Annotated in this window: 18 protein-coding genes; 6 read left to right on the top strand and 12 right to left on the bottom strand. The window is 64.0% G+C overall.

From position 1 onward, the window contains the following. Positions 1-11 precede the first annotated feature (11 nt). From F8O05_RS00165 to F8O05_RS00200, 6 genes are all read right to left on the bottom strand, one after another. Positions 12-1,700 (bottom strand): DUF5719 family protein, encoded by a 1,689-nt coding sequence (locus tag F8O05_RS00165; RefSeq protein ID WP_158050718.1) that lies wholly within the window; start codon positions 1,698-1,700, stop codon positions 12-14. Further along, complete coding sequence (locus F8O05_RS00170) at positions 1,693-4,683, bottom strand: glycosyltransferase family 2 protein (protein WP_192496960.1); 2,991 nt, start codon at positions 4,681-4,683, stop codon at positions 1,693-1,695. The genes F8O05_RS00165 and F8O05_RS00170 overlap by 8 nt, the downstream gene beginning before the upstream one ends. Before the next feature lie 165 nt (positions 4,684-4,848). Further along, positions 4,849-5,166 carry a WhiB family transcriptional regulator gene (locus F8O05_RS00175; protein ID WP_318655802.1) on the bottom strand — a complete coding sequence of 106 codons (318 nt, stop codon included), beginning with the start codon at positions 5,164-5,166 and terminating at the stop codon, positions 4,849-4,851. A gap of 159 nt (positions 5,167-5,325) precedes the next feature. Continuing rightward, on the bottom strand, positions 5,326-6,606 hold the full coding sequence (gene manA / locus F8O05_RS00180; protein ID WP_158050723.1) for a mannose-6-phosphate isomerase, class I: 1,281 nt from the start codon (positions 6,604-6,606) through the stop codon (positions 5,326-5,328). Between the two features lie 121 nt (positions 6,607-6,727). After that, entirely contained in the window at positions 6,728-8,212 is a 1,485-nt protein-coding gene (locus tag F8O05_RS14720) for a hypothetical protein (protein ID WP_192496961.1), read from the bottom strand. Continuing rightward, entirely contained in the window at positions 8,212-8,694 is a 483-nt protein-coding gene (locus F8O05_RS00200; protein WP_158050731.1) for a hypothetical protein, read from the bottom strand. The genes F8O05_RS14720 and F8O05_RS00200 overlap by 1 nt, the downstream gene beginning before the upstream one ends. Positions 8,695-8,926: 232 nt before the next feature. Here F8O05_RS00200 and F8O05_RS00205 point away from each other — a divergent pair, with 232 nt between their 5' ends. Both F8O05_RS00205 and F8O05_RS00210 read left to right on the top strand, forming a co-directional pair. Beyond that, complete coding sequence (locus F8O05_RS00205) at positions 8,927-10,414, top strand: O-antigen ligase family protein (protein WP_192496962.1); 1,488 nt, start codon at positions 8,927-8,929, stop codon at positions 10,412-10,414. 178 nt (positions 10,415-10,592) lie between these two features. Next, positions 10,593-11,726 (top strand): M23 family metallopeptidase, encoded by a 1,134-nt coding sequence (locus F8O05_RS00210; RefSeq protein ID WP_158050735.1) that lies wholly within the window; start codon positions 10,593-10,595, stop codon positions 11,724-11,726. An 11-nt stretch (positions 11,727-11,737) separates the two neighbouring features. Here F8O05_RS00210 and F8O05_RS00215 read toward each other — a convergent pair whose 3' ends face one another. Next, positions 11,738-13,075 (bottom strand): UDP-glucose dehydrogenase family protein, encoded by a 1,338-nt coding sequence (locus tag F8O05_RS00215; protein WP_158050737.1) that lies wholly within the window; start codon positions 13,073-13,075, stop codon positions 11,738-11,740. A gap of 129 nt (positions 13,076-13,204) precedes the next feature. Here F8O05_RS00215 and F8O05_RS00220 point away from each other — a divergent pair, with 129 nt between their 5' ends. The 3 genes from F8O05_RS00220 (at position 13,205) to F8O05_RS00230 (ending at position 18,842) form a co-directional block, all read left to right on the top strand. Beyond that, positions 13,205-15,334: an acyltransferase family protein gene (locus F8O05_RS00220; protein WP_158050739.1), complete on the top strand. Its 2,130-nt coding sequence runs from the start codon at positions 13,205-13,207 to the stop codon at positions 15,332-15,334. Between the two features lie 68 nt (positions 15,335-15,402). Beyond that, a complete protein-coding gene (locus F8O05_RS00225) occupies positions 15,403-17,526 on the top strand; it encodes an acyltransferase family protein (protein ID WP_192496963.1) in 2,124 nt (707 codons plus the stop codon). A gap of 170 nt (positions 17,527-17,696) precedes the next feature. Further along, a complete protein-coding gene (locus tag F8O05_RS00230; protein ID WP_158050742.1) occupies positions 17,697-18,842 on the top strand; it encodes a glycosyltransferase family 4 protein in 1,146 nt (381 codons plus the stop codon). Positions 18,843-18,889: 47 nt separating this feature from the next. Here the strand turns inward: F8O05_RS00230 and F8O05_RS00235 are convergent, their stop codons facing one another. The 3 genes from F8O05_RS00235 to F8O05_RS00245 are packed head-to-tail and all read right to left on the bottom strand — an operon-like array spanning position 18,890 to position 21,999. Then, the gene (locus tag F8O05_RS00235; RefSeq protein ID WP_158050744.1) at positions 18,890-20,260 is read right to left on the bottom strand and encodes an LCP family protein; all 1,371 of its coding nucleotides are present in this window, start codon (positions 20,258-20,260) and stop codon (positions 18,890-18,892) included. A gap of 54 nt (positions 20,261-20,314) precedes the next feature. Beyond that, entirely contained in the window at positions 20,315-20,821 is a 507-nt protein-coding gene (purE, locus tag F8O05_RS00240) for a 5-(carboxyamino)imidazole ribonucleotide mutase (RefSeq protein ID WP_158050745.1), read from the bottom strand. A 2-nt stretch (positions 20,822-20,823) separates the two neighbouring features. Beyond that, the gene (locus F8O05_RS00245) at positions 20,824-21,999 is read right to left on the bottom strand and encodes a 5-(carboxyamino)imidazole ribonucleotide synthase (protein ID WP_158050747.1); all 1,176 of its coding nucleotides are present in this window, start codon (positions 21,997-21,999) and stop codon (positions 20,824-20,826) included. A 126-nt stretch (positions 22,000-22,125) separates the two neighbouring features. On the opposite strand from F8O05_RS00245, the gene F8O05_RS00250 reads away from it, so the two are divergent. Next, positions 22,126-22,746 carry a GtrA family protein gene (locus F8O05_RS00250; protein WP_225735648.1) on the top strand — a complete coding sequence of 207 codons (621 nt, stop codon included), beginning with the start codon at positions 22,126-22,128 and terminating at the stop codon, positions 22,744-22,746. 10 nt (positions 22,747-22,756) lie between these two features. On the opposite strand, the gene F8O05_RS00255 is transcribed toward F8O05_RS00250, so the two are convergent. Further along, positions 22,757-23,296, bottom strand: coding sequence for a PH domain-containing protein (locus tag F8O05_RS00255; protein ID WP_158050749.1), 540 nt, complete (start codon positions 23,294-23,296; stop codon positions 22,757-22,759). Then, the gene (locus tag F8O05_RS00260; RefSeq protein WP_192496964.1) at positions 23,293-24,129 is read right to left on the bottom strand and encodes a biotin--[acetyl-CoA-carboxylase] ligase; all 837 of its coding nucleotides are present in this window, start codon (positions 24,127-24,129) and stop codon (positions 23,293-23,295) included. Before F8O05_RS00260 ends, F8O05_RS00255 begins: the two co-directional genes overlap by 4 nt. Positions 24,130-24,171: the final 42 nt, after the last annotated feature.

The following is a 24,171-nucleotide window of genomic DNA, read 5'->3' on the forward strand; positions in this document are numbered from 1 at the left end:
GACTCAACGACCTACTTCACGATGCGAATGGGCTCAGCATCCGCATTGCCGGGGCGAACCGGGGCGCTCGCAAGCTCCCCGGCAGCCGCGTAATGCAGTGCCGCTGTCAGCCCTTCCGCGCTCCCGAGAGACACCGTGCTGCCCCCAGACACATCGGCCTGATAGGTCGAAAGAGGCTCGATAGACACCGTCGCACCATTCACCTCGACCTCACGCGCATCTGCAGTCGGGTTGAACACCGACAGCCGAGGCGAAGGGCCTTCCGGGACCGGCACAAGCTCATCGCCAACCAGCGAAGAAGACGAAGGAATCCAAGCAAACTCATTACCGTCCAACGGCGACACCCGCCCCGTCATCAGCACCGGCTGATCCGCATCGAGCGTGATCGTGTACTCCCCCTCCGGCACCTCAGCGAAGGGCAACTCAACCACCCGATACGAAGCAAGCTCGAGATCCTCGCTGTACACCGCCTCACCGTTCAGGTCATAGGCAGTAAGCGTCCCCGTCACGATTTCATCGTTCGGGTTAAGGATGCGCAGGGTCGTACCGATTTCGGCAAGAGTCGTGGCATCGGCATCCGGTCGGCCATACACAAAAATGCCCGGCAGCGATTGCTGCGTCGAAGGCAGCGCGGTGGCCCCCACGAGGTCCGAACCCTTCGGCGTCAAGGTATCCGTAATCGTCTCGTGCAGGAACGCCGAAACCGGGGCACCAGTCGAGGTTACTTTCACCGCAAATGCGGTCGCATTCGGCGCGATACCCGCCAAGCTCATCACTTCGCGACTACCGGGTTCAATGACAACCTCCGGCAGGCCGGGGACCACTACCCCATCAATGCCGTACACCTCAAAATTGACTCGTGCCTCAGACTGCCCAGGGTTGATCACATCCAGCGCGAGCGTGTGCCCGAGCGTGGTCGCACCGGCCGCAAGCCACTGCGTGGCCGCCGGCTGCGTGCACGTCGTCACAGAAAGCCCCATGGTGTCGCTCGTGGCAACTGCTAGCGACTGCGAAGCACTCAGCATCGTCGACTCGCCATCAACCTCACCCGGCACCTCGACGTTCACCGGATCGGTGTCATTCTCGCCGAGTTCGACGGTCGAATAGTCATCGATAGAGGATGCAATGGTCACCTCGGCGCTACCCACCGGCAGAGCCTGTTCCGCATCGCTGGCAAGCCCGAGCTGCTGCAGCGCTCCCGGGCACACGCGCTGCTGAACGCCCGGTGCCGGGGCAATTTCCATGGTTTCCGCCTCCGCGTGGTACTCCGGGAACTGCACCCAGCCCAGTGCCCAAGTGGTCCCCGCCACAACACCCACAGCAGCGAGCGCACCAAGCGTATGCGTAATCGCGCCGACAATATTCCGGCGCCGCGCGACCGCCTTCTGCCCGCGCCGTGCACGCCGCGCTCGTCGCACCCGCCGGGCCATGGTCGAGCCGCCAGCGGTAGTCACCCTCGCGGCGGATGCGGTGGAAGAAGGCGCCGATTCGTCCACCGGCAGGTCTTCTGCCGGACTCGCGACATCATCAGCTTCAACATCGGCTGCAGCGTCAGCGTCAGCATCAGCCAGCACCGCGTAAGGATCGTGCTCAGGCGGGTTCAGCAGCTCTCGGTCAACGCCGGTCACGGTCTCGGCTTTGGGCTGCGTGTGCTCCGTCCCGTCACGCTTTTCGTCGTGGAGGTTCTGTTCTTCAGCCACGTCGTCCTCCCTGAGGTGCCGCGTCAATGTGGTCTCCAGTCGCTTCGGCGTAAAGGCGGACGGTGTCGTCATTGAGCGGGTCGTAGTCGGTCGCGGGGCCCTCGTCGAGTCGCTCCCACGGGCGGGCGCCGCGGGCCGCGCGCGTACGTACGCGGGCTTCGAGACCACCGGTAGGCAGTGCGAGCAGCACCACGAAGATCAGAATCACGGCCTGCACGATCAACATCAGCCGACCAAGTTCGTTCTGCAGATTTGAAAAGTCCAGTCGCTGCGCGAGCTCCGGGTCGGTGGGCTGTTCGGCCGCGTTAATGACTTGGAAGAGCATCCCGTAGGTTCCGGTATCGCCTGCGGCCTCTAATGCCTCATTCGTCGACAGTGCCGTGATGAGTCGCTCTTCGAGTGCCGCTCCACCGGATTCCGAGGGGCTCACGAGCACGTAGGCGATGCCCAACTCATGAAGTTGCGCCGTCGGATTCGTCGCCCCCTGCGAGAGGAAACCAACTGAAATTTCCGCGAGTTTCTCCGTCGTGTCGCTCGGCGCGAGACTCGTGGTCGCAAGCGTCGAGAATTCGTTGAGTTTCAAACCGGAACCACGCTCGAGGTGCACGTGCATCTCGTTTTGCTCAAGTGGGGTGATCACGAGCGTGCCAAGCTGGCTAGCGGCCTGACCCTGCGCATCCACGAGGGCGGGAAGCGTCCGGCCGTCAGATGCTTCCACCTTTGCGGTACCGGCAAGGAAGCTCGGAGCGATCGGCACGATCAGCAAGACCAGGGCCATTAGCCCAAGAATCACCGCTGGAACGCGCAGCGGGCCCAAGAACGCCGCACCGGCAATCGCCGCCCCGATGATCCCGAGGTATGCGAGCGACTGCGCCGGCCCAACCCACAGGAAGATTGTTTCGCCGGCCAGCGTCGTCAGCGCCGTGCCAGCGCCGAGTGCCGCCGTGAGGACCCCCAGTGCCGCAATGCAAATACCAACCGCAGACACCCGCCAGCCACGGGTAAACAGACCGTAGACGGCGAAGAGGGCAAGCGGTGCGAGCACCACACCGATCGCCAGCGGCACATCCACGTCGAGGCCGAATCCACCGAGGAACTGCGGCCATCCACCCAGCGACTGCGAGGGGAACATGAGCGCGGTCTGCCAGCCCGTCGTCGGGTCGTAGGCATACGGCAGCCCCGGGTCGGCAAAGACGGCGAGCGGTCGGCCGCGGTTCCACTGCGACACCATGAGCGGTAGGAACATCGCGATGGTCGGGATCGGAATAAAAATCTGCCGCACCCAGCCGCGCCCCGCGATCAGCACCGAGACAAACCAGATGATTGCGAGCGCCGGCAGCAGCATGGGTGAGGATGCCGTGACCAGCACCGCGAGGAGGGCTGCGGTGGCGGCGGATGCCCAACTCCGGGATGCGGCGAAGCCGGCGTAGAACATCCACGGCAAGGCTATGTGCACGAGTACCGCGCCGAGGCGACCTTCCGTGAGCGCCGCGAAGAGCATTGGCGAGGCCATCCACGCGATCGCACCGAGGGCGCGCAGCCAGGGTCGGATCGTGATGCGTGCCATCAGGTACCAAGCTCCCACCGCCGACAGCGGGATGGCCGCGAACCACACCAGCACAATCGCCAGGCTCGGATGCCAGAAGGTGAAGGTGCCGAGCAGTGCGAGGATAAAGGCAAAGGGATCGGCGACCCCAACGCCACCGCCCGCATCCCGAAGGCCATAGCCGGTATTGGCCCACAGCTCACCGACGGAACCCGACAGCGGCAACAGTGCGCCGCCGGCAATAGTTGCGCTGCGAATTAGCGGGAAGAGCAACACCAGGGTCGCGAGCACGGCAAAGAGGAAGACCCAACCGCCGCCACCGGTGATGAAGTTGTACCGATCGCGCCCCTGCTGCATGATTGCGCGATATTCATCCCGACGGTTGGCGCGCATCTTGCGCCACTCGGTGGGCGAGATCAGCAGCTGATCGAGGCTCCCGATTGGATGCTTTGCGGTGGCCCGGAACTGTCGGCGTGCGGCTCCTAGACGGGTGCGTCCGAAGAAGACCGTCAGCGCGGCACGAAAATCGGGCAGGATGCGCCCGGGTTGTTTCCGCAGCAGGTGCATGATCCCGCGACCAAATGCAGTGGGGATGAGCATCAGCCAGAGGAAGAAGAATTCGAAGCGGTTGGCCCACACAAGATCCCGATGCAATACCGCGGTGCGCTCGATGCGGTATCGCGTTAGGGCCCGCGTGTGGCGCCCGATGCGACTGGTACCCACCGCGAGTTCGGCCATGGACTCCACCCGGGCACCGGGGCTCAGAATCACGCGGCCGTTGCTCAGCCAGGTCCGCACGCAGAAGTCGAGTGCGTCATCCACTGCCGAGAGCCCGAGGTCAAACCCGCCGAGACGTTCCCAGGTATCGCGCCGCACGAGCATCCCGGCCGCTGCGACGCCGAGCACATCGGAGAGGTGCTCGAACTGACCCTGGTCAAGAGCGTCCTCGTGCAGCCGCACTGATTCACCGTTTGGGGCTACCGATTCGCCGTATTCGACTAGCAGGGCCGGGTCATCGGCGCGGACCACCTTTGGTCCGGTGACTTCCAGGGAGGGGTTGCGCTCGGTGGTGTCGAGAAGTTCTTCTAGGGCATCCGGGTCGGGCACATTGTCGGCGCCGAGGATCCACAACCAGTCGTTCGGGGGCTCACCGGCACTGCCAAATTCTTGGCTGCGTGTTTTGTCCTCTTCTTCGACCTCACGAAGCTTCGCCACGGCGGCAGCGAGCGCCTCACCGAAGGAGGCACGTTCGTCCACCTGGATGGCCAGATCCGGTTCGAACTCGGCGATCACCTCGGCGGTGTTGTCGCGAGATTTGATGTCGACCAGCACGGTGCGGTGGGGTCGCCAAGTCTGCGCCCCCAGCGCGTCAAGGGTGCGTCCGAGTGGTTTCGCCGCATTGTGCGCGACGACGATGGCTGTAACTCTTGGTCGCATTATCCGAATGCTAGTTTCGGCGCGGTCCAGCCTAGGCATTGACCCCGGCAAGCCGCGAAGCTGTGAATACTGCCCAGCTGTGAATGCAGCTCTGAATGCAGCTGGAAACACACGAAGACCGTAGCCCTGTGGGGTGGGGCTACGGCCTTGGTTTCTCGTGGCGGTCTATGCCTGCTTGCGGAGCTTGCGGCGCTCCCGTTCAGACAGGCCACCCCAAATCCCAAAACGCTCGTCGTTCTCGAGGGCGTATTCGAGGCATTCGCTTCGAACCTCACAAGACTGGCAAATTTGCTTCGCGTCTCGCGTGGAACCGCCCTTTTCGGGGAAGAATGCTTCCGGGTCGGTCTGCGCACAAAGTGCGTCAGCCTGCCACGCGAGAGGATTGTCGTCGCCGATGTCCTGCCGGACACCGGGGACCCCGAGTTGAATCGGATCGACATGCCAGTCACTTGGCACATCGCGAATGAATTGAGTCACTAGCACAACCCCCACTGTTTAATCGAATGACTTGCCCAACTACGCATACTAATTACACCCGTGTAGTTCGGTCCGCGTCAAGCCGAGGGACGCGGAAGTTTAAACCCGACCTTTAGAGTTTCGGTGGATTGCCAGGCGCGACTCGCCGAAGAATCTGCCGCAACCTTAAAGCGGTAATGGAATTTCCGCACCTACAGCTGCCGCAGCGATCACAAGATCGTCCGCGCAAATCTTGAGCGACCGCTCGTCGCCCGTAACGTAGACGGCATCCCCCCGCCGCAGTTCGGTCGAGGCTCCAGTACCGCCCCGCAGCGTGGCGCGTTCCCCCAGGCATAGCGCGATGCCGGGACCGTTTACCGAGATCTCAATCTCTGCCCCAGTCACCCCTACCCCGGTCACACGGTGCAGTCGGAAGTCCGGCGCTTCGCCGCGCAGAATGACGTACCCGGGAGCGATCTCTTCTGGCCGCAGCAACGGCGGCGCCATCGGGGTGCAGTCCAGCACCCGAAGGAGCTCTGGCACATCAACGTGTTTTGTCGTGAGACCGCCGCGAAGCACATTGTCGCTCGCCGCCATAATCTCCAGCCCCACGCCTTCAAGATAGGCATGGATCGTACCGCTGCGGACATACAGCGACTCGCCGCGACGCAACAGGATGTGGTTTGTCAGTAGGGTGGTGAGCGCACCCGGGTCTTCCGGAAAGGCCTCGCGGATGCGGGACAGATTTGCCCGCTCGAGTTCGTAACAATCGTCTTCTGCCTGCAGCCACGCATCCATTGCCACCGTGGCAGCAAGTGCCTCGGGCGAACCCTCGAGGACCCAGGCAACCAATTCACCCAGCTGATGGCTGGTCTCGAGCGTGCAAACGCGGTCGGCAAAAGCCGCAAACTCCGCCCCCACCCGGGCGGAAATATGCGACACGAGCTGTTTGACCTCGGCGAAGTCTCGGAAGCCTGCGACCGCCGACATCTCGGGGCTCAGCGCCACAATCAACTCGGGCTTGTGGAAGGGGTCTCGGTAGTTTCGGTTTGGCGCGCGGCGCGGAATTCCGGCGGCTTCTTCCGCAGCAAAGCCTTCCCGAGCTTCCTCGAGGGATGGATGCACTTGCAGCGAAAGCGGGCTCCCCGCCGCTAATACCTTTAAAAGGAATGGCAGCCGACTTGGGTCGCCGTTGCGAATCCCCTGCGCGTAACGCCCGAGGGCAGTTTCAGGATCGCGCTCGATCCACTCCGCGAGGTCGCGAGCACCGCCAACCTGCTCAGGATGCACAATGCGTGAAGGCGAACCGTAGTGGCCACCCAACCAGACCTCCGCCTGAATCGGCGCCTCAACTGCCTGACCGGATTCGGGTTCGACGAGGACACCATCTTCGCCCAGGTAATAGCTGAGCGCACCGTGCGCGCCCCAGTCATACCGAAGCGGCGTGTTCTCGATTGCGACAAACATTCCTCAGACAGTATCCCCTACGAGTAAACAATTTGCTTCATCAGCAAGTACGACTTTCGACACCCACGCACAGAAAACGGGCCCGAGGAATTCCCCAGGCCCATTCCCGTGTTGCGTGCTGTTATGCGTGCTTCCGTCGAGCGACGATCAAGGTTGCCCCCAACACGCCCAGCGAGACGATGATTCCGAGCATCACGAGCAGCTGTGCGGCACCGGTCTGCGCGAGCGCATCCTGGTCGGCTTGCGATTCAGTCGAGACCGAGGGAACCACAGTCAGGCCCGAGTCGCTCTCGGATTCGGTGGCGGCCGTATCCGGATCATCCGTTTGGCTGCGCGGCGGGATCACCGTAAGCGATTCCTGCGAGCTGCCGTCGCTCTTCGCAGACGCAACATCGTCGATCGCACCGCCCGAGCCAGATGTGCTGTCGCCCTTGTCGCCCGACGACGAGGCATTGTTCTCGGAAGCCGAGGGCTTGTTTTCGGAAGGCGCAGCACCAAGTGCGTCATTCGAGGTACCCGGCTTCGCCGAGACAGTCGGTGCGGGGGCCGCAGTTGTGGTCGGGGCCGACGTCGCTGATGGTGTCGGCGTAGGCGTCGCGGTGGCCGTGGGCTTCGGCGTTGCCGTAGCAGTCGACGTTGGCTTTGGCGTCGTGGTAGGCGTGGGCGTCGCAGTCGCCGTCGGCTTCGGTGTGGCCGTAGTAGTCGGCTTCGGCGTAGCTGTCGGGGTCGGCGTGGACGTTGCAGTCGGCTTCGGCGTCGCGGTGGTCGGTGCCGGGGTGGTGGCCGGCTTCGAAGTCGGAGCCTGCGCCGTGGTGGGACCAAACCAGTCGGTGTAGAGGCGCCAGAAGTTGCGGTTACCGTACGCCGAGCAGCTGTCACCCGTGCCGTAGAGGTTGTTCAGCGCGGCCTGGTTCGGTGTGTAGGGCGTGTAGATGTAGAGCGAGGCCGTGGCCTGGTTCTGGATGTACACGCTCTTCGTGCCGCAGGAGGCACTGGGGTTGTACAGAATCTTGTTGGTCTGGCCAGCCTTGTAGCCGTAGGAATTCGGGTTCTGCTCATAGCGCTTGAACTGCGCCGAGGCATTGTAGAGCTGGTTGAACAAGCCCGCGTAGTCCGGGTGGCACCAGCCGGGACGGTTCGGGTCATCCGGGCAGTAGTAGCCCATCGCCCGCTCGTAGCGCCAGTTTTGCGGAGCAGCCATCGTGACGAGCGAGGTTTCCTTCTCAAGCATCACCAGCAGCACCATCGGGGAGATTCCGCAGGACAGCGCGACCTTCGAGATCACCTGCGCGGCGGTTTCATTGTTCTTGCCGGTGTAGCCGTCACAGCGCGGCGACGAGGGCTGCGAGGTGGTGTTGAGCGTGTGGTTCTTCAGACAGTTCGAGGTGCAGTTCTTCCCCTTCTCATTGAGGAAGGTCTGGATCTGCGCTGCCGTCATCGAGTCGGAGTCGTAGAAGAGCGAGTCGGTGATCAGCATCCCGGCATCGAACTGGGAGGCGTCAGCAGCTTCAGCTTTGGACGCGCCAGCGATGCCGGTGAGGCCAATGCCTGCGGTGAGCGCGGCAATGCCGGTGAATACAAGGATGCGCTTGAGCAGCTGCTTCATTACAGCGCCTCCGCCGGGGTGGCTTCCGAGGCGCCGTAGGCCTCGTCACTGTCGAAGGTGACCGTGACGCTCCACTCCCCCGCCGTGACACCCTCGAGCGTCGTGGTCGGGCAGACGGTGCTTTGTGCATCCGGCAGTGCCTCGACTTCTGCGGAGACCGTGTCTCCCACTGCCGAGGTGGCTTCGATGTAGCAGGTGCCATCGCCGATGTGGCTGGTGACGATGGAGCTGACTTCGATCGTGCCGGCGCCCTCGTCATAGCGAGCGTCGAGCACGATCACGTTCGCCTCAAGACGGCCGTCGTCCTCCGGCGCCGCAGTGGGCTCCGAGATGGTCGTCTCGGGAATCGTCGTGGACTCGGTGTCCGTACCTGGGGCAGAACCCGTGGCGCATCCGGCGAGGGTGAGCGCGAGCACGGCCGCCGTGGCGACACCCCCAAGAATCGGTGTTGAGCGCTTAACAAAAGCAGCGCGACTGGTCATCATTCTCCCCTTTGACGGCGTGTCGTCACTTGGATAAACACCAGTCACACTAATAACAACCATCACAAATGTCACGCCGTTCATTTCTTTTCGGCTCAAAATAGCCAGACCGCGCGGCGTGTCTCATTGACAGGTTGAAGGTTGCGATCGCGCGCGTGCAGCAAGTTACATTCGAGTTTCGATACCGTTTTCGTTTCGTGATCGAGCTGCCCCATCAGTAAGAATGAAGTTCATGCCATCGCCAGAATCAGAGTCCGCCGCGTTCACCCGCGGCTCATCTCAAGAGCGGGCGATTGCTTCACGATTTCGCGGACCATTCACCCCGCAAATGCTGTTGCTCGTCGCGACACTCATCTTCGTGTTCGCGGGGGATCTCTTTCGCTACACGATCGGTTGGACCGGTTACGGCATCATCGCGGCGCTCATCATTGCACTCGCGGTGATCAGTTTCATCAGAACCAGGCCACCGCTGTGCCCAACCCACCTGCCCTCCGGGCTCGTCGCGTTCATCCTGTGGTGTCTGATCTCCATCCTCTGGTCGCACTACCGCCTCGAAACCGCAGCCGGCAGCTTCGTACAAATCGCCACCGCCTTCGTGGGCCTCACAATGGCCCTGACGCTCACTCGCTTCCAGTTCATCCGGGCCCTCGGGGTCGGGATGCGCTTGATCGTGGCTGCGTCCCTCGCCTTTGAATTACTGGCGGCAATCTTCTTCCCGCGCGGGGTCATCCCACCCACCTATCTGCGCCCGGGGGTCCTCGAGTCGCTCCTGGCAACCGACCACATCCCCGACCCGCTGCCGATCGGGTTCTTCTGGTCGCGGAGTGATCTCTTCGAGGGCGGCCCGCTGCAGGGCATTATGGGCAACCGCAATCTCCTCGCCATGGTGGCTCTCCTCGCTCTCATCGTCACCGCCGCGCAGCTCTTCGACCGGGTCATCCAGCCGCTGCACGGGATCGTGTCGATCCTGCTTGCGGGCCTGACCATCCTCCTGACCGACTCCGCCACCATCTACGTGGCGCTCGCCTTCGTGGCCTTCGCGGTGTTACTCGTAACCCTGGGCCGCCGACTGCGTCGCCGGTGGCGCTGGGTGATGTATTTCGTCGTCGGCATCGGGCTCGCGGTCGGCAGCTATATCGCGATTGCCTTTAATGAGCAGGTTTTCGCGCTGATGAACCGCTCTTCGGATATGACCGGTCGCGCCGATATCTGGCGCGCGGTCTTTGATCTCGGATCCCAGTCGCCGGTGGTCGGTATTGGCTGGATCAGCTATTGGGCACCCTGGCTTCCGGAATATCACGACCTCGCGATTGTGCAGGGCATGGCCTACCACCAAGCGCACAACGCCTTCTTCGATGTCTGGATGCAGGTGGGCTTTATCGGGCTCGCGCTCTTTATCGGCCTGGTCTTTACCACCTTTATTCGCACCTGGTGGATCGCCATCAACCGCCCCGATACCCCCCTGGTGCGCCCGCTGCGCGAGCGCGCACAGCCCCACCTCGCGGGGATCACCGCGGTGCCGTTTCTCATCATGGTCGCCCTCGTGGTGCAGGGGATGACCGAGTCGCGACTGATTATCGAGGGTGGCTGGCTGCTGCTGACCTATTTCGCGATCTACTCGAAGCTGCGTGTGCAGGACCTGTCGATCCTGCCGCGCCATACGGTGGCTGACCGCACCGGCCCGATTACGGTGCTGCTCGACCCGCGCCGCGACCCCTAGGAGCTACACCTCTATATAGGGGTGTTTGGATGATCTGTGCAGCATCAGCGTGAATTCCGCGGAAGTTCACGGAGAATTCGCCACGAAGGTGAGGATTTGCTCAGATTCATCTGCCTATGATCAGCCCGTCTCTCGTCACTTTCGGTGGCGAAATCATAGTTGATGGGGAGCCCAGATCTTGTCGCCAAAGCACGCCGCCACGCCAACCATTGGCGAGCGGAAGCGGCGGCAGGTGCTTCGCTTGGCAACCGCATCCGTTGTCGTGGCGGGACTGCTCACCACCGCCGGGGCCTACCTCGCGAATCCCTCGACCGACCCGGCCGCGATTGACCTCATCCCCACCGCCGACCCATCCTTCTCCCAGCCAACTGACACCATCGAACCGGTGACAGGCGGGCAGGGTGGCGGCGTGACCCCCGACTCGGCATTCGGCCCGACGAGCATCCGCACCGGTGAGAGCGGGCAGGCGGCGAATCCGAATAGCGCGGCACTGAACGGCGCGACGAATCAGAAGGCGCAGCAGGCGGTGCAGTGGCCACTCGCAAGCGGGGATAAGAACATCACCTCCGGGTTTGGGCCGCGGGTCTCCCCCTGTGCCGGATGCTCCTCAAATCACCGCGGTCTCGATTTCGCCGGAGCCGTGGGCACGCCGGTCGGATCGATCTCGGCGGGCATCGTGATCGATGTCTCGCGCGTGGACAACGGGGGCCTCGGCGTGCACGTCGTGGTCGAGCACCGGATCGATGGCAAAGTGACCCGTTCGGTATACGCGCACCTGCTGACCGGATCGCTGACGGTCAAGCCTGGGGACGTGGTGCTCGCCGGCGAAAAGATCGGTGAACTCGGCAATACTGGCTCGTCCACCGGCCCCCACCTGCACTTAGAAATTGTCGTGCAAGGCACGCACGTGGACCCCTACACCTTCCTCAAGAAGTACGCCGATGATGAGGATATTGACGTCATCGACCGCCCGGCGGTGGACTGGGCAGAGGATCAAGATCCGGATGCCGAGGGTGAGGGCTGGACGCCCAATAAGGACACCCTCAAGCTCGATCCGGCGGAACTCTCGAACGTTGATCCGAAGGCACCCGGACAGACGGCGGAGCCGACGGTCACGGAGAGCGATGATCCGACGGAAGGCACCGCGCCGTCGGAGAGCACTGCGCCCACCACGACCCAGGATCCGGAGGCGACCACCGATCCTGAACCAACCGAGACTGGTGGCGAAACTTCCGGGCCGGGGTCGGCATCGCCCGAAGCTGACCCCAGCCAGACCCGCGAGCCGACCGAGACCAAGCAGTCAGGCGAATAAGCAGGCCCGTACTACCGCCGCCCCATCCCGACGTACTGCCAACCCGCATCCTGCCATTCCGAAGGCTCAAGACAGTTGCGGCCATCCAGCAGCAGCCGATTGGCGACGAGCTTGCCCGCTTTCTTGGGGCTGAGCTTGCGGTATTCCTTCCATTCGGTGAGCAGAAGCACTGCATCCGCCCCGGCGAGCGCCTCCTCGACGGTATCGACCACGAGCCGCTCCGGCTGCCGACGACGCACGTTCTCGGCGGCCTGCGGATCCGTGATGCGCACCGTGACTCCGAGTTCGGCAATCTTCGCGGCAATATCCAGCGCCGGCGAATCCCGGATGTCGTCGCTATCGGGTTTGAAGGCAGCGCCGAGCACCGCCACCGTCGCGCCCTCGAGGGGGCGACCGAGGTGCTCTTGCAAGAGTTCGACCGCACGCATCCGCTGGCGCGTGTTCACCGCATCCACATTGCGGAGGAATTCGAGGGAGCGACCCGCACCGAGTTCTTCCGCCCGGGCGATGAAGGCGCGAATGTCCTTGGGGAGGCAGCCGCCGCCGAAGCCAATCCCGGCGCGCAGGAACTTCTTGCCGATGCGGTCATCTTGGCCGATGGCCTTTGCGAGCGTGGTGACATCGGCCCCGGTGGCATCGCACAGCTCCGCCATGGCGTTAATGAAGGAGATCTTCGTGGCGAGGAAGGCATTGGCCGAGGTCTTCACGAGTTCCGCGGTCGGATAGTCGGTAACGATCTTCGGGATCTCCTGCGCCAATAGCTTGGCGTAGACCTCATCGAGGAGCCGCTCGGCGAGCTTGGCTGCAGATTTTTTCGTGGGCAGGCCGTAGACGATCCGATCGGGGCTGAGCGTGTCTTTGACCGCGAAGCCCTCGCGCAGGAACTCGGGGTTCCAGGCGAGCAGCGCATCCTGCTTCGCGAATTTCTTCGCGAGCCGTGCCGCCGTCCCGACCGGCACGGTGGATTTACCAACCACCAAGGGCGCGAGGGTACGGTCCTTCACCGAGGATGTGGCCAGCACTTCCGCGAGCGCATCCGTCGCTTCATCGATAAACCGCAGGTCCGCGCCCTCGCCGGTGGCAAGCTGCGGCGTGCCCACCGCGAGGAAGTGCACATCGGCCGCGGCGATCTCGCGATAGTCGGTGGTGAAGCTCAATCGCCCCGAGGTGACCGCCCATTCCAAAAGTTCCGCGAGTCCCGGTTCGTAGAACGGTGCGCGGCCAGCCGCGAGCTCGGCAATTTTCTGCGCGTCGGAGTCGAGCCCGATCACCCGGTGGCCCAGTTCCGCCATGCAGGCAGCGTGGACGGCGCCGAGGTATCCGCAGCCAATGACCGAGATCAACTTCATAGTGTCGCTTTCTTGAGGGAAATGTTTCCGCTCAGGCAACCGCACCAAATTGAACGCCAGCCAAACAACAGCTTTCGAGAGGTTGGTGCCCTGCTCTTCAGTACCCCTGCTCTTCAGTACATTGGTGGGATGACCGATCGGCAGTCCGCGCCACGCGCCACCGGGTATCTCCCCGAGGTGCAGGGGCTGCGCACCGTCGCACTGGCGCTCGTTGCGATCTATCACATTTGGTTCGATCGGGTCTCGGGTGGGGTGGACGTCTTCCTCGTCATCTCGACCTATTTGATGACCCGCTCGCTCACCGCCCGCGCCGAAGCCGGAACGATCACGCGACCGCTGAGCCACCTGATCGGTAAGTTCGCGCGGCTGCTGCCCGCGGCGGTGACCGCGATCGTCTTGATCCTCGCGACGTTCTGCCTGCTCCATCCCGCACCGCTGTGGGACTCCGCGATCGAGTCGGCCCGAGCGTCCCTGTTCTATGTCGAGAACCAGCACCTGCAGAACCAGTCCGTGGACTATCTCGACCCGGGTGCCGAGGGCCCGAGCCCCTTCCAGCATTTCTGGTCGCTTTCGGTGCAGGGGCAGGCGTTTATCTTGTGGGCGCTGCTGCACTGCCTTGGGGATCTCCTCGCGCGGCTGCTGGGCCAGCCGGTCCGGCGCGTGCAACTGCTGATCTTCGTTGTAGTGTTCGGTGCCTCCTTCGGCTATGCGCTGCAGTTCGTGGCGGTCGACCAGCCGCGCGCCTACTTTGACACCCTCGCGCGGCTCTGGGAGTTCGCGGCGGGGTCGATTCTCGCGTTGGTGCAGCCCTGGGTGCGGGTGCCGGTACGGCTGCGGCCCTGGCTCGGTTGGCTGGGGCTCGCCGGGGTGCTCACCTGCGGTTGGCTGCTGCCGGTGGAGGCAAGCTTCCCCGGCTGGGCGGCGCTGTGGCCGGTGGCCTCGACGGTGCTGGTGATTCTCGGATGCAGTGAGGATGCGCGGGGTGCAGGTGTCTTGCTTGCGAATCCGCTCCTTGCCTCGGCGGGGATCTTTACCTATGCGCTCTATCTCGTGCACTGGCCCGTGCTCGTGTATTTCTTGTCGGTCACCGAGCTCGAGCGAGCGAATTGGTGGCAGGGAGCCGTGGTGCTCGTCATCTCGGTGGCCGTCTCGCTGCTGATTGCCAAGACGGTCGAGCAACCGATGCTGCGGTTCATCCGTCGTTCTAAGCGTGCCGCGGGCGCCCGCGCGCATTCGGTGCGGACCATCCTGCGGCGCTGGTGGCGCGAGAACTGGCGGCCGGGGCTCGCGGGCATACTGCTGATGACCATCGGCCTCGGCGCGGTGAGCGGCGCAACTTCCCTCGGCGAGGCGAAGATCCTCGCGGCCAGGCAGCAGCTCGCGAGCCTCGATATCGCGAATCTTGGCGCGAATGCGGCCGATCCGCAGGCCCCACCGCCCGCGGAACTCCTCGATTTTGTGCGCAAGGACACCTCGGTACCGGGCCTACCTTGCGACCTCGACGATCCGCTCGCGACCGAACTCTGCTTCGATCTGCCTGCGACCACAGGCACCCCAGACCGAAAGATCCTCGCGCTCGGGAACTCCCACAGCATCCAGTTCAATGGCGCGCTGCTGGAAGCCGTGGAGCGGCAACCGAGCTGGTCGCTGCACACTCGCGGCGCCTGGTCCTGCACGATCGAGCTGGCCAAGGATGCTGCCGACGGTGATCCCTGCGCGGAGCTCTGGGCGAATGCGCTCGACTGGATCGAGAGGGAGCAGCCGGATGCGGTAGTGCTTTTCGGCACGCAATCCACGCTCACGCAGGAAATTTCGCAGTGGGAACTGCTGCGCTGGCTCGACCTGGCCCGTGAGCGCTCCCCCGAGACCCAGTTTGTGGCAGTGCGCGATAATCCGCGTTTCGATCGCGATCTCCCCGAGTGCGCCGCCGAATTCGGGCACGATGCCCCCGAGTGCCGCGTGGCTGCCGTACATGCGCTCGACCCGCTCTTTGTGGAGGCGCTGCTCGATCTTGGGGTGATCTGGGTGGACCTACAGGAGGTCATCTGCCCGGATGGTTTCTGCACGCCGTCCCAGGGTGGTCTGTGGGTATTTCAGGACGATAATCACCTCACCGACGCCTACACGCGCTCGCTCGCCCAAGAGTTTGCTCAGCGTGTGCATCCGGAGCTTGGTTGGTGGCCGGCGGAGGTATATACGAGCGGAGCGCTCGTCGACCGCAGTCCACCGGGCGATATCGAAACCATGCCGCGAGACTGACCCCTCGCTAAACTGGGCCCGGTCCATTCCGAGCAAGGTCCATTCCACAGCAAGAAGGGCACGAGCAATTGGCCGTTGACAAGTCACTGCGCTTCATTCCCGAAGTGCAGGGCCTGCGCACCCTCGCGCTCCTGCTGGTGGTCACCTTCCATATCTGGTTCGGGCGGGTCTCCGGCGGGGTGGATGTGTTCCTCCTCGTGTCGGCATTCCTGCTGACGCGTTCGCTCACGGTGCGGGCCGAGGAGGGTACACCGGACCGGCCACTGACGACCATCCTGCGCCGCTTCGCGCGGCTGCTGCCCGTGGCCGCGGCGGTGATCGTGCTGACCGTGCTCGCATCCTGGCTGCTCATGCCGCGCCACACCTGGTCGGGGACGCACTGGGATGCGCTCGCCTCGCTGTTCTATGTCGAGAATTGGCGGCTCATCGCACTGCAGGTCGACTACTACGCGGGTAGTCACGCCGCCACCAGCCTGTTTCAACACTTCTGGTCGCTTTCGGTGCAGGGGCAGATCTTCATTCTTTGGCCGCTCCTCCACGTGCTCGGCGGCTGGTTCGCGCGGCGCACCGGCCGGCCCGTCCGACGGGTGCTGCTGTGGCTCTTCGGTGCGGTGTTTGCGGCGTCCTTTGGATGCTCGGTATGGCTCACGGCGGTGGACCAGCAGGTGGCGTATTTCGATACCTTCGCGCGCACCTGGGAGTTCGCGGCCGGATCGCTCCTCGCCCTCGTGCTCCCCTGGCTCCGGCTCGGCGAGCGCGCCCGCGCCCTCGCGGGCTGGCTCGGGGTGCTGCTGCTGGTGAGCTGCGGGCTACTCTTGCCAGTTGACTCGACCTTCCCCGGGTTCGCGGCCCTGTGGCCGGTAACCGCGGCGCTGCTGGTGATTGTCGCCGCGGGCGCGCCGACCCGCTTCGGTGCCGATCGGCTTCTCACCCGGCGTTGGTTTGGCGGCATCGGCGGCTACACCTATGCGCTCTACCTTGTGCACTGGCCGGTCATGTTGCTCTACCGGCAGGTAACCGGGCAAGATGCGCCGGGGTTGGGCCTCGGGCTCGTCGACGGACTCGTGATCATGCTGCTGTCGGCTGCCATCAGCGTGGCGCTCGTGCACCTGGTGGAGCGTCCCGCGGCGGCCTGGCTCCGTACCCAAACCGCAGTCTCGGCCCCACACAGCCACATCCCGAAGCGTGCACCAGCAGTACTTATTGCCGCCTGCCTCCTGTTCGGCACCGTGCTCACCGGCGGCGGCGAGCTCGCCCGAAATGCCGCCAGCAAAGCCGAAGCCGCCCAGGCACAAGTTGCACTCGGCGGTGAAACGGTCGCCCCCGAACCGACGCCCACAGAGGAAGACCGCAGCCCCGGGTGGGACCCGGTGCTGCTCGAACTCGGGGCCGAGGCACCGGACCTACCCGCGATTGCGGATCCGCTGCCGGGCGCCGGAAGCATTGAGTATCAGTGGGTCGGCGAGGGCAGCGACTGCACCGAACACATCACCCCGCCCGGCACCGACGGCATCTGCTGGGAGACCGAGCCCGATCCGAGTGTCCCGACCGTGCTCTTCGTCGGCAACTCTCACACCCAGCAGTTTGCGGAACTCGGTTACGCCGCGGCGGAGGTCGCCGGCTACCCGAATGTCCGCATCCAGGCCGGGCCCGGCTGCGCCTTCCGTGCGGGCGACGATGAGCTCGACGACGCCTGCGGCAAGACCTGGCGAGCCGCCCTCGAATACGTGACCGCGGAGTATCCCGAAGTCGTGGTGCTGCTTGGCACAATGTCGCAGTTTGGTGCCGAGGATGAGCCGATGACCGGGGTACCGGCCTGGGTCGAGAAGATTTCTGCCGCATCCCCAGAGACCGAGGTCGTGGTGCTGCGCGATAGTCCGCGCTTTGCCGTGGCGCCATATGAATGCGCACTCGCCAACGGCTGGGACGCAGCCGAATGCCAGCATCCCGCGCCGCCCAGCGTGGATGCGGCGTTCATCGCCGAGGTTGAGACCGCGGGCGCCACCTGGGTGGATCTCAACCCGCAGATTTGCCCCGATGACCTCTGCCGGCCGCAGGTTGGCCAGGTGGTGGTCTGGTTCGATGACAATCACCTGTCCGCGGCTTTTGTGCACACGCTTGCGCAGCATTTTGCGGATGCGGTGGCCGAGTCGGTGCCCGCGTGGCCGGCTGAAATCTACCTGCGGCCATAGCAGGTTATCCACAGCTTGCGCGCGCTCACCAATTTTCGAACCGCTTTTCGGTAGGCTTGCGCCGTTCTGATCTCACAGTGGGCCCGTGCGATCACAAAGGGACTGAGGAGATCCATGTACCAGCTCAACAACCGCGGACGCACCGCGGCATCGGAGGTGCGCAGCCGCGAATGGTGACCCTCAAGTTCTTCATCGACGAACTGCTGACCGAAACTCCCGGGGCCGGCGACCGCTACGCCGAGAACCTCGCCCGTGAGGTCATTCGCCGTGCGCCCGCAAACTGCGAGGTCATCGGGGTGGTCTCGCAAGTCTCCCCCGAACAGGAATCCGCGCTCTTCAACCGGCTGCACGGCATTACCGATATCGAAACCGCGAAACTCACTCGCAAGGCGCTCGCGAAGTCCTGGCAACACGGGCTGTTCACGGGTGTCTTCGGCGAGGGTCTCTACCACGCGCCGAGCCTGTTCGCCCCGCTTCGCGAAGCCGATTCCGGTGGTGCCCAGCAGACCGTCGTGACCGTCTCCGACACCCGCGCGTGGACGCATCCGGAGGGCCTCTCGCCCGCAAATATTCGCTGGCAAAAGGCGCAGCTCAAGCGCGCCTGGCAGTACGCGGATGCCGTGGTCACCCCCACCCACGCCCTCGCCGAGCAGGTCGGTGAGCTGTATGACTTCCGCGACCGTCTGCGGGTCATCCCGGGGGCGGCACCGCTCGGGTTGCGCGTGCCGGATAGCGATGCGATGCGGCAAGAAATCGAAATGCGGTTGAACCTGCCAAGCGACTACATTCTCTCGCTCGGCTCCCTCGAACCGCACCGCGGCATCGACCGGCTGATTCGCGCGCTCGCGCTCCCGCAACTCACCGACGCCGTGCTCGTGCACGCCGGTAGCGATATTTTCGGGGAGACCTCCATCGACCAACTCTGCGCGGATGCGGGCGTGGCCCGCCACCGTGTGCGGGCGCTGGGCTATCTGACGGATGCGGAGCTCGCGGTGGCCTTCCACCGCGCGACGGTCTTCTGCCTCCCCGCAAGCTACGAGGGCATCGGTCTGTCGGTCATGGAGGCCTTCCGCTCCGGCACCCCCGTGGTGCACACTGACCTGCCCGCGCTCGAGGAGATCTCGCAGGGTGCCTCACTGCAGGTCTCGCTCAATAACCCCGATACCTTCGAGCAGCGCCTGGCGATTGCACTCTCGAATGTCATGCACGATGTTGAACTGCAGCAGACGCTGACCACCGCGGGCTACGACCGTGCGCCGGTATATTCCTGGGGCTATTCAGGCGAACTCGTCTGGCGCCTCCACGCCGACCTCTAGCCACCCCGACCCTCGAGTAGGCCGAAGGCCGTATCGAGAGGCACCAGCTAGCCGGCTTCTTCCGTCGCATCCGGCGCGACACCCTCAATAGCGTCATCCACCAACGACCACACGGTGTCCCAATCCGGGTTATCCGGGTCAACATTCGGCGGCGACAGCTGCAGCTTCACAGTGTCGTCACGACCTCGTGACTTCAGCACGAGATCCGCAATCACCCCGGCCTCCCCCTTGGGAATGTCGGTCTGCACGACCTCGTCGAGCACCGAAAGAATCGGACCGCTATTGCCGATCAGGGCCTTGGGCAGTTGCGCCACGATCGCATCCTGCAATTCCCGCTGTCGCTGCATGCGGGCATAGTCCGTGGTTTCGTACCGCGAGCGCGCGTACCAGAGTGCGGTGTAGCCGTCCATGGTTTGCACGCCGGGTTCGATCGTGCCGACGGGTGGTTTCCACCCTTCTTGGCCTTCATCGTTGGCGCCCATCACGACCTGCTCTTTGACGTCGATCGTGACGCCACCCATCGCGTCGATGAGGTCGCGGAAGCCGTCCATATTAATGAACACGTAGTACTGGATGTCCAGGCCCGTGATCCACTCAACGGCGTCCTTGGTGGCCTCAATACCCTTCTCCGAGCCCTGCGCTTCCGCATCCGGATACATGTCGTAGTCGTGATAGACCACTTCGGTGTGCACCGAGTTGAGGTAGCAGGCCGAGACATTGCAGCCGTAGTAGCCGTCGGGATAGAGGTCGTGCATCGGCCCCTCGCTGAAGCCAAAGTACTGGGTGGTGCGCGGGATACCGATCGTGGTGAGCTGCCCGGTGAAGGCGTTGAAGCTCCACACGCTGATCGAGTCGGGGCGCATCCCCTCGCGGGTCTCCCCCGCATCCCCACCGAGCAGCAAGATGTTAATGCGCCCATCCGAAGGCAGTTTCAGGCCACCGTTTGGGGTGCCGAAGAGCGACTGCACGGCGGACTGCGCCTGCAGGATATTCGCTGCCCCGAAGCCACCCACAAAGATCGGAATCACCCCGAGGATCACCGCGACCACGGTCACGAGCCCGCGGGCGAATGCATCCACCCGGAAGAGCTTGACCTGCCGCAGCGTCTCGAACATCGTCAGGCACATCCAAATGCCGTAGCCGAGGAATACGCCCGCGAGGAGCCCGAGGCCCCAAGAGGTGGTGAGCATGAACAGCAGCGGCCCGCGCAGCACCAAAAACAGCAGCACCGCGACGAGAATCGCGATCACGACGTAGAGCCATAGCCGCAGCCCCAACCGTCCGAAGCGACGGTTCCCTGCGAGCAGGGGTCCGGCCCCGGGAACAATCACGTTCGCCACGACGAGCCACCAGGCGCGACGAGTCATGAACTCCGGATCGGTGGTGTCGGGTTGGCGCAGCGGCAGCGGTTTGTACATAGCTCGCTATAGGGTAGCGACCAAAAGTTGGATGCTCACCTTTGCCGCGGGCTTTTAGCCGTTCACCTTTGCCTGTAGCGCAGCGTTCTTTTCGGCGACCATCGCCGTCAGACCGTCAGCGTAGTCCTGCAGCTTCGCGGCGACCACAGCATCCGTCGAACCGATGATACGCGCCGCGAGGATGCCCGCGTTTTTCGCCCCGCCGATCGACACCGTGGCAACCGGAATCCCACCGGGCATCTGCACGATCGACAGCAGCGAATCCATCCCGTCGAGGTACTTCAGCGGCACAGGCACGCCAATCACCGGCAGCGTGGTCATGGATGCGACCATGCCCGGCAGGTGCGCGGCCCCACCGGCGCCGGCAATGATCACCTGGATGCCGCGCTCGCGTGCCTGGCGCGCGTAGTCGACCATCTTGTCGGGGGTGCGGTGGGCCGAGACGACCTCCACCTCGAATTCGATGCCGAATTCGCGCAGTGCCTCGGCGGCCTCGCTCATCACCGGCCAGTCGGAGTCCGAACCCATGATGATGCCCACGCGGATGCTTGCCTCAGCCATGCTTAGGCCTCGCTTTCGATGTCGCTGCTTTCGATGTCACTGCTGTCGATGTCACTGAAGAATTCTGCGGCGGTACGGGCGCGGTAGGTGACTTCGTCGAGGTCGTGGCCGGTGACCGTCACGTGGCCGACCTTGCGACCCGGGCGGGCCGATTTTCCGTAGGTGTGCAGTTTTGCTTCGGGGACGTGCGACATTGCGACCTCGAAGCGGTCGGTGATCGCTTCCTGCTGCGGGCCACCGAGGATGTTCACCATCACGGCGTGCGGGTCCAGGGCCGAGGGGTCACCGAGCGGCAGATCGAGTACGGCGCGCAGGTGCTGCTCGAATTGGCTCGTACGAGAGCCGTCGATGGTCCAGTGTCCCGAGTTGTGAGGGCGCATCGCGAGTTCGTTCACGAGCAAGCGCGAGTCGGTGGTCTCAAACATTTCGACCGCGAGGACGCCGGTGACTCCGAGACCTTCAGCGATGGATTCGGCAATGTCGGTGGCCACTTCTGCCAGGCGCGAGGGGCCGCCCGCAACCCCCGGGGCAGGTGCGATGACTTCATTGCAGACGCCGTCGCGCTGCACGGTTTCGGCGACCGGCCAGACGCGAATCTCGCCGCTCGGACGGCGTGCGATCAACTGCGCAAGTTCCCGGCGGAAGTCGACGAGTTCTTCAACCAGCAGCTGTTCGAAGTTCTGGAACCAGTCGGCCCCTTCCTCCCCGGAACGTACGACCCGCACGCCGTGCCCGTCATAGCCACCGCGCGGGGTCTTCAGAATCGCGACCCCGTGGTGCGCGTCGATAAACTCCTGCAGTTCGGCCGGGTTCGAGACCGCTGCCCAGGCGGGAAGTGGCGCGCCGAGCTCTGCCAGGCGCTGGCGCATCCGCAGCTTGTCCTGTGCGAATTCCAGCGGGCCGGGGCCGGGCTGCACCGAGACACCGGCCGCCACGAGTGCCTGCAGCACGTCTTGCGGTACGTGCTCGTGGTCGAAGGTGACCACATCCACATCCTTGGCGAACGCCATGACGGTGTCGAGATCGCGATAGTCGCCGACCTGCGTGGCTGCCAACCGGGCCGATGATCCCTCGGCCTCGGCGAGCACGCGAATTTCGATCCCCAGCTCGAGGGCCGCTGGAATCATCATGCGGGCCAATTGCCCGCCGCCCACTACGCCTACGATCGGCACACCCATGCGCAATTGCCTTCCTCTAAAACCTCTAAGTACCCCGCTATTGTCGCACCTGGGTTACTTTCTTGGGCACGTCGTGAAACAATCGTTGGGCGTCTTTGCGACGCGCAACCTTCTGAGAGAGCGCATTTGACCGACGAACATAACGATCGTACTTGGCAAGATTCGCCCCACCCGCACTCCGGGGCACTTGCTGTCATCGCTGCCGCAGATGCCGACTCGAAAGCTCACCCCGGGTCAGCTCCGCGGCGTTTTTCGTTGCCCTGGTTCAAGATTCTCTTGGGGCAGCTCCTCAAGTTCGGGTTGATCGGTGGGCTCGGTATTTTCGTGGACCTCGGCGTCTACACGCTGCTGCGCACCACGATCCTCACGCCAGAAGCGCTCGCACTCGGGCCAATGATCGCGAAGGTCTTCGCAACTCTCGTGGCGATTCTGTGGAGCTGGCTTGGCAACCGGTTTTGGACCTTCCGCCACGACCGCGCCACCGGGCCGCAGGCCACCCGCGAGGGTCTGGAGTTTTTGAGCGTGAGCCTCGCCGGCATGGTGATCGGGCTCATCCCGCTGTGGCTGAGCCACTACATGCTCGGCTGGACTTCCCTGTTCGTCGACAATATTGCGAACCTGATCGGTATCGGCCTCGGCTCGATTTTCCGCTTCGTTCTCTACCGCTGGTGGGTGTATTCACCAGCGCGCTTGCACCGGCAGGCGGATGCGGTGGTTGGCGAACTGCAGCCGGCCCAGTCTCGCTAGTCCCGTCTCGTTAGCCCGCGTTCGTTTCCTCATGCCGGTTGACATTGCCGGTAAGTTCCCGCAGCGCTTGGGTCACCGTCACCGAGTTGGGGATGTCCTTGATTTCGAACACTCGACCGTTCACCGCGGTGAGCTGTATTGTGCCCGAGCCGAAGAGCGCCTGCCAGGGGTTACGTTTCATCTCGACGTTGACGACCTGGTGGTGCGCAATCTCCCGTTTCGCCGAACGGAACAGCCCGCGGCGCGAAATGGTCCGCACCGTGGTGATCTGATAGCGGTTGCGTAGCCACGCGAAGATCGGCACGAGACCGAAGAGGAGTGCGATGAACCCGGCGAGGATGCCCCACCACAGCCAGTCGCCCGGCTCACGCAAGCCGCGAAAGCAGTAGCCGATGAAGCCGGATGCGGCGATTAGTATCAGCGAGGGCAGGATCACTCGGCGTGCGTGCTGACGAATCGCCGCCACGCGAATCTCGGGCCGGGCGGGCTGCGCCGGTGGTTGGCCCAAGCCTGGCGGTGGGCCCAAGCCTGGCTGTGGTAACTGGCTCACTCGACCTCCCTGGTGTCCCCGACCGGGCGCACGTGCTCGATATCGCCCACATTAATGGAGTGCATCTCGCCGTGGGTATCGCGAACCTCAAGATTGCCCTGAGCGTTCACTCCCGTGGCACGCCCGATCAGGTCCGCATCACCGGGCAGCATGACCCGCACATCCGTGCCGATGGTTGAGCAGTGCAGCAGCAGATCCGGTCGCAAGCCCGATGCTTCCGCGTCGCCGTTCGCTGCCGAGAGCGGCAGGATGCGGCTAGCCAGCTGCCGGACGAATGCCTCGGCCAGTTGCATGCCTTCGATTTCAACACCGAGCGTGTCGAGAGCGATCGCGCGGTCAAAGGGCAAGCCACCCTCGGGGGTGCGCAGGTTCACGCCGACACCCACCGCGCAGGCAAACTTCTGCCCGCCGTCGATGACGCCGAGCATTTCGCCGAGGATGCCGGAGAGTTTTTTGCCGTCCAGCAGCAGATCATTGGGCCACTTGATCGTGAGCTTCGGCGCGAGTTCCGGCGCCAACTCGACCAGCGCATCCCGCAGCGCCACCCCCGCAGCCAACGGGACCCAACCGATCGACTCGCGTGCCGCATCCGCCGAAAATTCGATATAGGTGGAGATGGCCAGGGAGGTGCCAGCCGGTGCCACCCACTCGCGCTCCAGCCGACCGCGCCCCTTGGTTTGCGAGCCGGTGGCGATGCTGTGGAAGGGTGCGAAGGTGGTCTCTTCCGCAACGAATCGCTCGCGCATCAGCGCATTGGTCGACTCAACTTCATCGTGCCATTCGAGGGGTACCGTATTGCCCGCGCCGATTGGCAGGTCGATGAATTTCGGCATTCGTGCTCTCCTGTTGTTCTGCGGTCGATCCTCACCGCGATG

It is taken from the genome of Gulosibacter chungangensis, from assembly GCF_008831155.1.
Taxonomy (GTDB): domain Bacteria; phylum Actinomycetota; class Actinomycetes; order Actinomycetales; family Microbacteriaceae; genus Gulosibacter; species Gulosibacter chungangensis.